Consider the following 11623-nt stretch of genomic DNA (forward strand, 5'->3'; position numbering starts at 1 on the left):
AAAGCGATAGTTTGTCATTACGACCCTATCGCTTTTTTATTGGCCCTAAAGACGGCATCTTTACTTGGCAGCATTGAGTACTGCATTTCTGATGGCATTTGTAATGGCATTCCTCATGAGATTCCTTAACTCATAGCATGCCACAATACCATGTTATGCAACGACGCAAGTTTAGGTGACATACGCGTAAATACTCAGCAATTATGATTGTTTCGCTCGTGTAAGCCCATTATGATTAAGTCATGCAAAATAATAAAAAAATGAACGTAATAATTGTAGGTGGTGGGTCTGCCGGATGGATGACCGCAGCAGCACTGTCGCATATATTACCGCAAGCGCGTTATCATATCAGTTTAGTGGAATCACATAACATCGGCACTGTGTCGGTGGGCGAGGCCACCATTCCTGCTATTTTAGAATTTAATCAAATGTTGGGCATTGACGAGGCGCAGTTTCTCAAATTCACCAATGGGTCTTTTAAACTAGGCATTGAGTTTCGCGACTGGTACAAAGTGGGTCAAAAGTACATGCACCCTTTTGGTCCTTACGGCGTGAATATGCAGGGCGTACCGTTTCATCACTATTGGCTAAAAGACAAACTTGCCGGTAATGAACGCCCTATATCAGACTACTGCTTAGAGTATCGCGCGGCACTTAACAATAAGTTTTGTCATCCACAGCCTCAGTCTCGTTCTGCGCTTGCCAGTATAAAATACGCCTATCATTTTGATGCCGTAAAATACGCAGAGTTTTTATGCGAATTTGCATTGGCGCGCGGCGTCAAAAAAATCATAGGCGATATTCGTGACGTCTCTCAGCACGAGGGATCGCAAGATATTAAAGCGCTTAGTTTAAACGACGGTCATCACATAGAGGGAGATTTATTTATTGACTGTTCGGGCTTTAAGGGGCTGTTGATTGCACAAACCTTAAATGTCGAATTTGAAGATTGGCGAGAATATTTGCCTTGCGATTCGGCCATTGCGCAGCCAAGCGCAGCGCTTGAAAGCATCAAACCTTATACCATTTCTACCGCGCACGAATATGGCTGGCAATGGCAAATTCCGCTTCAGCATAGAGTAGGCAACGGCTTCGTTTTTTCGTCCCAATTCCTGTCTAAAGAAGTCGCCATTGGCAAACTGGCTAAACGCCTACCCAGTAAAGCGCTCGCAGACGCACGACAACTTAAATGGATAAACGGCAAGCGTAAGCTTGCTTGGAAAAACAACTGCGTTGCTATAGGGCTTTCTGCAGGCTTTATTGAGCCCCTTGAATCAACTGGGCTACAGTTAATTCAGTCGGCGATTATGCGTTTGCTTTCGCTGTTTCCCGACGGCCCATGCCAACAGGCCGATATAGACACCTATAATCGCTATACCGACGACGAGCTATGGCGAATTCGTGATTTTATTATATTGCATTACAAAGCCACCGAGCGCGACGATTCGGAATTTTGGCGCTACTGTCAACACATGCCAATTCCCGACACTCTGCAGGCTAAAATTGAGTTATATCGCGCCAATGGACGCTTGTTCCGCGAAAACAACGAGCTTTTTAACGAAATCAGTTGGTTTTCTGTGATGAACGGTCAAGGCATCGTGCCAAAGGGTTATCACCCTTTGGTCAATAATCTACCTGAACAACAACGACAACAAAATCTGTCGCACATTGCCGGGGCGATGCACGAAGCCGAACAGCAAATGCCCGAGCATCAAACGTATTTAACACGCTACTGCGAAAGTGGACCCGCTTAAATGAATCTGCACTTTTATCAACGCTTTATTATTTTAGGCATTAGCTTTTTACTCGCTAGCTGCGTAAGTTCAGGCTATACCCAATTACCTTCGGCCAACTACAGCTACAGGGTTAAATCTCTGGTGATGCATTTTACCGCAATAGACTACCAAAAATCGGTAGAGGCGCTGGTTAACGAAGGCTACGTGAGCTCTCACTACTTAGTGCCTGAAAGTAACGACCCTAGTTATCGGAAAAGCGAGCTTGAAGTGTTGCAGTTAGTCGATGAGCATGAGCGCGCATGGCATGCCGGAAGAAGCTACTGGCAAGGTCGCACTGGGCTTAACGACAGTTCTATTGGCATTGAGATTGTGAATGTGCCGCAGTGCTTTGACGATGAAAAAGCCCTTGCGCAAGCCGGCATGGCATCGCGGGCAGAGCATGGCCCCAATCGTTTGTGTGTTTTCCCTGATTTTGATCCTAAACAAATTGAGCTAGTCATTGAGCTCAGTCAGGACATTCTCAGCCGCAATCCAGATATCACGCCCACCGCTGTGGTAGGCCATTCGGATATTGCGCCTTCTCGCAAGAACGACCCCGGCCCGCGATTTCCTTGGTATCAGCTTTATCAGGCGGGCATTGGTGCATGGTATGACGAGGCTAGCCTAGCAGCATATTGGCAGCGTTTTAATCATGCGCCGGTCAGTGTAGGTTTGCTGCAGGCGGCGCTTAGCACTTATGGCTACGGCATTATAGAAACAGGAATAATCGACCAACAAACCATAGATACGATTAGCGCGTTTCAAATGCATTTTTTACCATGGCAAGTAAGCGGTAATCCCGACTCACGCACAGCAGCAGCGGTGTTTGCCTTAATTGAAAAGTACTTTCCAGATGCATTACCTGCCCTGCTCACCCGATATGAACTAGAAAGTGATAGCGCAATAAAGGCAAACACGGCGTCTGTTATCACCAAGCAAGGTCAAGTCGATGCCGTCTTTCCGCTGGTTTTATCTGACTCCCGTGAGTATGTAAACAATCGCACTCAGTTTATTGCTTATGCGGGTCAAGGAGATATCCGCATCCTACCGATGAACGCAAGCTCTGCCGATATTTACATAAATGAACAAAAGCTTAATATCGCCCAACCCTTTGCGGCCGAGCAGTATGAATATAGCTTAGCAAAGCGCACGCACGATGGCATTAACAGCTTACGCGTAGACAACATTCAGCCTGCCGATGCCTCATTACAACTCATAGTGCCTTATCCTAGCTTGCGCAGCGCTGATGAATCGAACAATACAAAGTCTCCGCTAAGCAGCGCCTTTGATTTTTCTGAGGTCGACAAGCTCATTAATACTGATGTGAGCAATGGCTTTCCCGGAGCAGTGCTGCTTGTGCTGCATCAAGGGAAAATTGTAAAGCACAGCGCATATGGTTATGCCGCTCTTGTTGACGGCAAGCCCTCGCCTATGCAAAAAGATACATCTTTTGACCTTGCCTCAAATACCAAAGTATTCGCGACTACCCTTGCGATTATGCATTTGGTGGAGCAAAACAAATTGGCACTTGATGCTCCTGTGAGTCGCTATTTACCTGAGTATGTTGGTGCTGGCCGCGAAGGGCGAACGGTGGCTGACTTACTTGCCCATGCTTCAGGTTATGACAGTGAAGTACAGTTCTACAAGCGCGAAAATCCACTTGGTGGCGCTTTTCATTCACTAAGGCCTGAGCTTACCGGTGATATTTTGCTTAGCAAAGTCGAGTTTGTTGCCGGCCGTCAAACTCAGCAGCAATATTCTGATACTAATTTCATGATTTTAGGCCTTTTAATAGAACGGCTTACTCAACGACCGCTTGATGAGTATTTAGAAGAGGAAATCTATCAAGCTCTGGGGCTAGATAGCTTGATGTTCAATCCGCTTAAAAAAGGACAAACCGCCGAACAATTTGCAGCGACTGAAATCAAGGGCAATACGCGCTCAGGCAATATAGAATTTGAGGGCATACGCGACTATGTGCTCAGAGGCGAAGTGCACGATGAAAAAGCCTTCTATTCGATGGAAGGGGTTGCTGGTCACGCCGGTTTGTTTGGCAACGCACGAGATTTAGCAGTGCTTGCACAGCTCATGCTCAATCAAGGCGGGTACGATGATAAAGTGTTATTTAGCCCAGCTACCCTAGCCCGTTTTGTTAGCCCTCGTTATCAAAATAATAGTTTTGGGCTGGGCTGGCGTTTAGCTCTTGACCAAAGTACTGCATGGCATTTTGGCCCTTATGCAAGTTCGCGCGCATTTGGTCATACAGGCTGGACCGGCACCGCTACGGTGATAGATCCCGCTTATGAACTAGCGATTATTTTACTGACCAACAAAAAACACACGCCAGTGCAAAAGCGCGGCGAAGCACTTATTTTCAGCGGTGACGAGTTTGAAACTGGTCGCTATGGCAGCGTTGTTAGCAAAGTCTACGAAGCCATTTTACAAGGAGTCAAATAGTGGATTGGTTAAGTATATTGCCGCCGATTATTGCCATTACTGTCGTAATCTGGAAAAAGGAGGTGATACTTGCGCTACTGCTATCAATTTTAAGCGCAGAGTTTTTACTGACCTTAAACAGCGATGCGTCAAGCTTGGCTACCCCTATAAATACTGTTGAACGCATCGTCAGCACGGTAGGAGATGCAGGTAACGCGCGCATTCTAATATTTTCACTCATGGTTGGTGCGCTGCTGGCCTTTATTCGAGACTCGGGCGGTGTGGCAGCCATGGTTAATAAACTCATCGCCTCGGGTATTGCCTCAACTAAACGCCGAGTTGGCGGCATCACTATGTTTACCGGAGTAGCCGTTTTTATAGAGTCTAATTTAAGCGTATTAACCGCCGGCATCCTTGCTCGCGGACTTTTCGACAAATTCAAGATGAGCCGTGCTCGCTTGGCCTACGTCATAGACTCTACCAGCGCACCGGTATGCATACTGATATTATTAAACGGCTGGGGCGCGTATATTCTTGCCCTGCTCAGCAGCTACGAGCTTGAGCAAAACCCTTTGGAAATACTTTGGTCTACCCTGCCCTACAATATTTATGCATGGCTCACCTTAGTGGTAGTTGGCTACACCATTGTAAGCGATAAAGTTTACGGCCCTATGGCTGAAGCAGAAAAACGCCTCGAGAGTACCGACAGCAAACTGGCGGTAACTGAAGCGTCAAAAGCACGATTTATGCTCGTTCCGATGATGGTGATGATAGGCGGCATGTTGGGCTTTATGTTTTGGACCGGCAACGGTGACTTAACTGCGGGCAGCGGCAGCAAGTCGGTGCTTTATGCCACATTTTTAGCCTGTATTGTTGCCTACGTAATGTTGGTAGCTGCCAAAAAGACTGACCATAAAGGCGCATTTAAAATGGGCTTTAACGGCATGAGCGAATTATTACCCTTAGTCACTATAGTGCTGTTATCAATTACGCTTGGCGCCAGCTTAAAAGAACTTGGTACAGGCACTTTTGTAGCAGGCTTAGTGGGCGATCATCTGGCACTTTACCTGGTCATACCTATGCTGTTTATTGCCGGCGGCATCATCTCATTTACTACCGGTACGTCATGGGGCACATTCGCCATACTTATTCCTATCGGTATGCCCTTGGTCCAGTCTTTAGGCCTGCCACCTGAAATTGTGTTAGCGGCGATACTTGGCGGAGGAATATTTGGCGATCATTGCTCGCCAATATCAGACACTACAGCCATAAGCTCCTTAGCCGCGGGCTGCGACTTACTAACCCATGTACGCACTCAACTGCCGTACGCGCTAGGAGTGGGGGCTGTTACCATTGCAGGATACTTAGCGATTGGCCTAATTGCCTTTTAACAACCTGTACACCGGAAAAAAAGGGCAGAGAAAAGGCAGAAAACAATAAGGTACAGGCCGAGGGCATCGGGCATCGATTTAGTGCCTAGGCCACGGCATACGCAGGTTTATTTTGCGAAAAGTGAATCCATATCTTCAAAGTATTTGAATTCGAGTGCATTACCGCTTGGATCATATAAAAAGAAGGTGCCTTGCTCACCCACTTCTCCTTTAAAGCGAATATAGGGCGCAATATGAAATGTGTGGCCTGCTCGCTCTAATCGTTGCGCCAGTGCCTGCCACTCATCTTTTGGCAATACCAAGCCAAAATGCGGAACAGGTACCGATTTACTGTCTACCTGATTGGCATTATCGGCTTGTGGCATACTCTCAACTTGGTGTGTTACCAACTGATGTCCGTAAAAATTCCAATCAATCCACTGGGCAGAGCTTCTGCCTTGCTCACATCCAATATGCTCACCGTAAAATACTCTAGACGACGCTAAATCGGTAACAGGTATAGCCAAATGGAAGGGTGAAATCATCCGATAAACCTATTTAACATGAACGATTTAAACTTAGTAAAGGGGGCGTATCTAAAGGCATTTTCTAATTTAAAACTGCGTCTCATCACGGTTTTTTCGTGACTAAAGGTGTCAAAACCAAATTTACCATGGTAGCGCCCCATACCTGAGGTACCGACACCGCCAAAGGGTAAATTATGGTTGAGCATAAACATGCTACAGTCGTTAATGCACATGTTACCTGCGGTTACGTTGTTCACAAATACCTGCTCAAAATCTTTATCTTGAGTAAACAAATAAGCGGCAAGCGGATGCGGACGTTTATTAATAAATTCAACAATAGCTTGTTTGGTAGGCATCACTATTATGGGGAGCAAAGGGCCAAAAATTTCCTCCTGCATAATTTTGGAGCTGGCCTCAGGGTTCAGTACCATCGTTGGAGAAATATAGCGCTCCTGTACATCAATTTGCCCTCCGTAAATGACGTCTTGCCCCTCTAGATAAGACGCTAAACGCTGGCAATGACGCTGATTCACAATGCGCCCATACTCTTTAGACGATTTAGGCTCAGTTGAATATTGCGATTCAATAGCTTGTTTCATTGCAGCAATAAAATCGTCAACTGCATCTTGCTCAATAAGCACATAATCGGGGGCAATACAGGTTTGCCCTACGTTCATCCACTTCCCCCATACAATGCGATTTGCAGCAATCTTAAAATCTATATTGCTATCAACCACACAAGGGCTTTTACCGCCGAGTTCTAAGGTTACCGGCGTAAGATGCTCAGACGCTGCGCGCATGACAATTTTTCCAACCTGCTCGCCGCCTGTATAAAAGAATTTATCAAAGGGCTCTGCCAATAACGCGCTGGTCTGGTCTTTACCGCCCTCTACCACAGCAAACGCTTTTTTGTCTAAATATTCTGGCAGCAGTTTTGCCATAATCGCAGAGCTGTGCTCTGCCAATTCTGAAGGTTTAATAACCGCACAATTGCCTGCACAAATTGCTGCAATCAAGGGGCTTAAAGTAAGTTGAATGGGATAGTTCCATGCACCAATTATCAGTACAGCGCCAAGCGGTTCTGGCACGATGTAGCTTTTTGCAGGCATTGCTACTAACGGGGAAGATTTGCGAACTGGCTTCATCCAGCTTTTTATGTGCTTGAGCGCGTGTTTAATATCCGCCTGCAAGAATGCAATTTCAGTTACATACGCCTCCTGCTTGCACTTACCGAGGTCTTTATATAGCGCGTCGCTCAATGCGTCTTTGTTGTCGGTTAACATGCGTAAAAGCGCTTGCAACTGGCTCTGTCGCCATTGCAATGGCTTAGTTGCGCGACTGGCAAAATAACGCTGTAGTGTTTCTCGCAGGCCTGAATAGTCATAGTCGAGTGAAGCCGCATCATCAGCGCTAGCTTGTGCAGACCATGCAGTATTGCGATGAATAAGGTCTTTTTCTGACACGCCTTCATCTTCGTTTAACAAACCATCACCTAACGACATACTTCACTTCCCTTATTCATCTTTGGCTTTATGCACTTTGAAAATTCTATCAGACTTACCGATTGAGACAAACGATTGCGCAGGCTAAAAGCGAGAAAAGATGCGCAAATAAAAAAGGCGACCGCATTAATCGGTCGCCCTTATTTTTACTCGCTCACTTAGGTGAGGATCACAAACAGACTTTACGCAAACGGATGCTTCAACACCATCGTTTCGCTGCGGTCAGGCCCGGTAGATATAATGTGCACCGGTACGCCAGTCAGCTCTTCAATTCGTTTTATGTAGTCTTTTGCCGCTTCAGGGAGCTTGTCGTAGTCAGTTACGCCAAAGGTTTGCTCGCTCCAGCCCGGCATAACTTCATAAACAGGCTCAATGGCGTCGTAACCTTCCGCTGCAAGCGGAGGCGTGGTTGCAATATTGCCTTGCGCGTCTTTATACCCCACGCAAATTTTCAATTCATCTAGTCCGTCGAGCACGTCAAGCTTGGTCAAGCAAAATCCACTTACCGAGTTGAGCTGCACCGCTCGGCACATGGCAACGGCGTCAAACCAGCCTGTACGGCGTTTGCGCCCGGTAGTTGCGCCAAACTCATGTCCTTTTACGCCCAAATGCTGGCCCACATCGCAGTCTAGTTCGGTTGGAAACGGACCAGAACCAACGCGTGTGGTATATGCTTTAACGATACCTAAGACATAATCAATACTTAAAGGGCCAAAACCAGCACCCGTTGCAACACCGCCAACGGTAGTGTTAGACGACGTTACGTAAGGGTAAGTACCGTGATCAATATCCAACAAAGTGCCCTGGGCACCTTCAAACATGATGGCTTGATTGTTCTTCTTTGCATTTTCTAGCAGTGCGGTTACGTCTACCGACAATGACTTGAACAAATCTGCAACCGACAGGGCCTCTTTGAGCACCGTGTCGTAATCAAGCGCTGGCTGCTTGTAATATTCGGTCAGCATGAAGTTATGGTAGGCCATCACCTCTTTTAGCTTAACGGCAAAATCTTCTGGGTTGAACAAATCGCCAACGCGCAAGCCACGACGCGATACTTTATCTTCATAGGCAGGCCCGATGCCGCGGCCCGTTGTACCAATTGCTTTATCGCCGCGCGCAGTCTCTCTTGCAACGTCTAAGGCAACATGAAACGACAAAATAAGCGGACAGGCTTCACTAATAACTAAACGCTCTTTTACCGGCACGCCTTTATCTTCTAACATCTTCATTTCTGTTAGTAGGGCCTGCGGGCTTAGCACAACACCGTTACCAATTACGCAGGTTACGTTTTCACGCAATATGCCTGACGGAATAAGGTGTAAGACTGTTTTTTCGCCGTCTATTACCAATGTGTGGCCCGCATTGTGACCACCTTGATAACGTACAACATAAGATGCTTGATCGGTGAGTAAGTCGACGACTTTACCCTTGCCCTCATCACCCCATTGGGTGCCGAGCACTACAACATTTTTTGCCATGGAATTAGGTACTTGATTAATTAGGCGGCGATTTTAGCAAAATTACGCGCACTTGTTGATACCCAATTGCGTTTAATTTTGCTTTAAGTGCCGCCCCAAGACGAAAAGCTCAGTAAAGTAAGCTATATATCTTTCTGCGATACTTAGATTTAAGCGGCTCTCCGTCTGGTAAAGCGTTAATCATGTCTAAAGTAACCTTTTTCGCATCACCATAATTTAAGTCGTGGTTTAAAATTTCAAACAATAAGTCCAAGGCCTGCTCGGTCTTATGCGCCTGCTGCAAGGCAATGGCGACCTTAATTTTCAAATCTAAATCATCGGGCGCATTGGCCAATTCGTTTTGTAGCGCAATTAATTCGGGAGACTCTGCCGCTTTGTCGGCAAGTTCAATTTTACCCATTATTGATTGATAGCGTGCGTCTTGGTCGACTAATTTCACTTCAGCCATCAAGCTTTTAGCAGTATCAAGTTGGCCTGTTTCTATGGCGCAGTCTGATAGTAAAAAGCGGCATTCAACATTATCTGGGTTAATGTCAAAGGCCTGTTTGGCAAGCGTAAAAGCCTGCTGCATATCGCCGCCTTGTGCAGCGCTTATGGCTTGTTCGAATAACTCTTGCTCCGGGCTAGGTAGGTGTTTTGCAAGCGTTTGACTCAGCTGCTCGGCGGTTTGAGGACCGGCAAAACCATCTACTGGCTGCCCATCTTTAATTAACATGGTGGTGGGCAATGAACGCACGCCAAACTGCTGCACTATTTCTGGTTGCTCATCGCAATGAATAGTGGCAAGGACCACCGAAGCCGCGTTTTGTGCAGCAAGGCTCTCGAGCGTTGACATCATTTGTACTGAGGGCTCATCCCAAGGTGCCCAAAAGTAAGTAATAACTAACTTATTCTGGCTATCTTCTAAAATAACTTGTTTAAAGTTTTCTACGTTCAGGGCAATAGAAATGGCGCTTTGATCTGTCATGGGCATCCGTTTTGGAGATTTCGATAGCAATAATTATGGTGATGATAATTGCTAATGCAAGCTGATTATTGATTTTACTTCAAGCCAACTTGCATGGTAAAACGTAATGACTGTAAAGCCGGCTTAAAACATGGTGACAGGTTTTTATTTAGCGGCCATAGTGCTCACTTTGGGCTCAAAGGCCTTGATGATAAAAAAATGCTAACAGGAGACATTGATGAACAAACGCTTCACGAGTTTTTCCCAGTTCTATCCGTACTATTTAGAAGAGCATCAGCATCCTCGCTGCCGTTTGCTTCACTTTATCGGCTCATCTCTAGTATTAGCTGTTATCGCCTATGCCCTGCTTAGCCAAGCTTGGGTATGGTTATGGCTTGTTCCTGTAATTGGATATGGCTTTGCATGGACGGGACACTTTTTTTACGAACACAACAAACCCGCAACGTTTAAATATCCCTTATATAGCTTAATTGGCGACTGGGTGATGTTTAAAGATATTTTAGTGGGGAAAATTTCAATCAAGTAAGGCTATTTGCATTCTAAGGTTGGAAACAGCGATTTCTTACAGCGTGGCAGTGGGCCTGTTTTGTGCAAAAGTGGATTGGATTGTTGAAAAACTAAGCTAAGTTAAAGTGATGGTTTATGCGCAAGCCAGACTATGAACATTCGGCTATATTCGGTCAAAAATAAGCAATATGTTGTCTGCTGCTCGTGCATCACGGTTACTCGTTATTTGCCAAATTTGCCCAGTCTTCACGCTTTAATAATGAGCTGTTGACACCATAGTCTCTTGTTAGGTGACACTACCGCTGCGAACTTTACTAAGACGCATAGAAAAATAGACCATGAACCCACAAAGGATACCAACACCAACACCATTACTTAAACCAAAAGATTCCATAAGGGGACTCATTATGAACATATGGATGATTAACAAGGGAATAAGTGCGACTGCATATACTTTTAGCTTTATTGTGACTCTGTAAGGAGCGCCACAATGTGGGCACTTTTTGATCTTTCCCCACTTGTTCAGAGAGCGCGAAAAAAATCCAATTTTTTCACCGCACGTGGGGCATTTATAAAATTGTTCATTGGGTTCGAAGTATTCCGTTAAAGGGGCGTTATTTTGATCGGATTTAGAACGGCGAAACTCCAATTCGTCCTTGATTCGTTTTGTCCTATCTGGATAAGCAGCTTGGTCAATAGAGCGAAGAGAATCTTCTAGTTCCTCAATAGAATATGTTTTGTAGTCTGGTTCCATCTATATAGTTTTCCTTGCCATCCAACATATTTATTATGTAGTCCGCATTGTAACACCAACATTACTTCATTCCACACAGCCTCTATACTTTATATATTTCAATAGCTTACTACTTTCTTGGTAATGATTTCTACAACTTTTACCGCGTTTGCGATGCATGCATACAAGCTTGCTAGTCACTTCCTGAAAATTATAATAGAAACAACAATTTAGACCAAGGTCGCGACTAAATCAAAGTGCTTACTATGCGTGCATTGTAAGCACTCGGTCTAGTCTAGCCTTAAGCGCCGGAATAAATTCAGCAAAA

At 45.5% G+C, this 11623-nt stretch carries 9 protein-coding genes; 4 read left to right on the top strand and 5 right to left on the bottom strand.

The window, feature by feature from the left end:
• Positions 1 to 242 precede the first annotated feature (242 nt).
• The 3 genes from ACFO4O_RS11410 to ACFO4O_RS11420 are packed head-to-tail and all read left to right on the top strand — an operon-like array spanning position 243 to position 5602.
• Complete coding sequence (locus tag ACFO4O_RS11410) at positions 243 to 1754, top strand: tryptophan halogenase family protein (protein WP_382408607.1); 1512 nt, start codon at positions 243 to 245, stop codon at positions 1752 to 1754.
• Positions 1755 to 4232, top strand: coding sequence for a penicillin binding protein PBP4B (pbp4b, locus tag ACFO4O_RS11415; protein WP_382408609.1), 2478 nt, complete (start codon positions 1755 to 1757; stop codon positions 4230 to 4232).
• Positions 4232 to 5602: a Na+/H+ antiporter NhaC family protein gene (locus tag ACFO4O_RS11420; RefSeq protein WP_382408611.1), complete on the top strand. Its 1371-nt coding sequence runs from the start codon at positions 4232 to 4234 to the stop codon at positions 5600 to 5602. Before pbp4b ends, ACFO4O_RS11420 begins: the two co-directional genes overlap by 1 nt.
• A 107-nt stretch (positions 5603 to 5709) precedes the next feature.
• Here ACFO4O_RS11420 and ACFO4O_RS11425 read toward each other — a convergent pair whose 3' ends face one another.
• The 4 genes from ACFO4O_RS11425 to ACFO4O_RS11440 form a co-directional block, all read right to left on the bottom strand.
• The gene (locus ACFO4O_RS11425) at positions 5710 to 6126 is read right to left on the bottom strand and encodes a VOC family protein (protein ID WP_382408613.1); all 417 of its coding nucleotides are present in this window, start codon (positions 6124 to 6126) and stop codon (positions 5710 to 5712) included.
• Positions 6123 to 7610: an aldehyde dehydrogenase family protein gene (locus ACFO4O_RS11430; protein ID WP_382408615.1), complete on the bottom strand. Its 1488-nt coding sequence runs from the start codon at positions 7608 to 7610 to the stop codon at positions 6123 to 6125. The genes ACFO4O_RS11425 and ACFO4O_RS11430 overlap by 4 nt, the downstream gene beginning before the upstream one ends.
• Before the next feature lie 182 nt (positions 7611 to 7792).
• Positions 7793 to 9088, bottom strand: a complete 1296-nt coding sequence (locus tag ACFO4O_RS11435) for an adenylosuccinate synthase (protein ID WP_382408617.1) — start codon at positions 9086 to 9088, stop codon at positions 7793 to 7795.
• Positions 9089 to 9197: 109 nt separating this feature from the next.
• Positions 9198 to 10055, bottom strand: coding sequence for a co-chaperone YbbN (locus ACFO4O_RS11440; RefSeq protein ID WP_382408619.1), 858 nt, complete (start codon positions 10053 to 10055; stop codon positions 9198 to 9200).
• 217 nt (positions 10056 to 10272) lie between these two features.
• On the opposite strand from ACFO4O_RS11440, the gene ACFO4O_RS11445 reads away from it, so the two are divergent.
• Positions 10273 to 10581 (top strand): Mpo1-like protein, encoded by a 309-nt coding sequence (locus ACFO4O_RS11445; RefSeq protein ID WP_382408621.1) that lies wholly within the window; start codon positions 10273 to 10275, stop codon positions 10579 to 10581.
• Between the two features lie 267 nt (positions 10582 to 10848).
• Here ACFO4O_RS11445 and ACFO4O_RS11450 read toward each other — a convergent pair whose 3' ends face one another.
• Positions 10849 to 11316: a hypothetical protein gene (locus ACFO4O_RS11450; RefSeq protein WP_382408623.1), complete on the bottom strand. Its 468-nt coding sequence runs from the start codon at positions 11314 to 11316 to the stop codon at positions 10849 to 10851.
• Positions 11317 to 11623: the final 307 nt, after the last annotated feature.

Source organism: Glaciecola siphonariae (assembly GCF_042652645.1).
GTDB lineage: Bacteria > Pseudomonadota > Gammaproteobacteria > Enterobacterales > Alteromonadaceae > Glaciecola > Glaciecola siphonariae.

What these genes read in the sequence shown, in the direction of transcription:
- ACFO4O_RS11425 (WP_382408613.1), bottom strand. Translation starts at nt 6,126, where the DNA reads ATGATTTCACCCTTCCATTTGGCTATACCTGTTACCGATTTAGCGTCG.
- ACFO4O_RS11450 (WP_382408623.1), bottom strand. Translation starts at nt 11,316, where the DNA reads ATGGAACCAGACTACAAAACATATTCTATTGAGGAACTAGAAGATTCT.
- pbp4b (WP_382408609.1), top strand. Translation starts at nt 1,755, where the DNA reads ATGAATCTGCACTTTTATCAACGCTTTATTATTTTAGGCATTAGCTTT.
- ACFO4O_RS11440 (WP_382408619.1), bottom strand. Translation starts at nt 10,055, where the DNA reads ATGACAGATCAAAGCGCCATTTCTATTGCCCTGAACGTAGAAAACTTT.
- ACFO4O_RS11430 (WP_382408615.1), bottom strand. Translation starts at nt 7,610, where the DNA reads ATGTCGTTAGGTGATGGTTTGTTAAACGAAGATGAAGGCGTGTCAGAA.
- ACFO4O_RS11410 (WP_382408607.1), top strand. Translation starts at nt 243, where the DNA reads ATGCAAAATAATAAAAAAATGAACGTAATAATTGTAGGTGGTGGGTCT.
- ACFO4O_RS11435 (WP_382408617.1), bottom strand. Translation starts at nt 9,088, where the DNA reads ATGGCAAAAAATGTTGTAGTGCTCGGCACCCAATGGGGTGATGAGGGC.
- ACFO4O_RS11445 (WP_382408621.1), top strand. Translation starts at nt 10,273, where the DNA reads ATGAACAAACGCTTCACGAGTTTTTCCCAGTTCTATCCGTACTATTTA.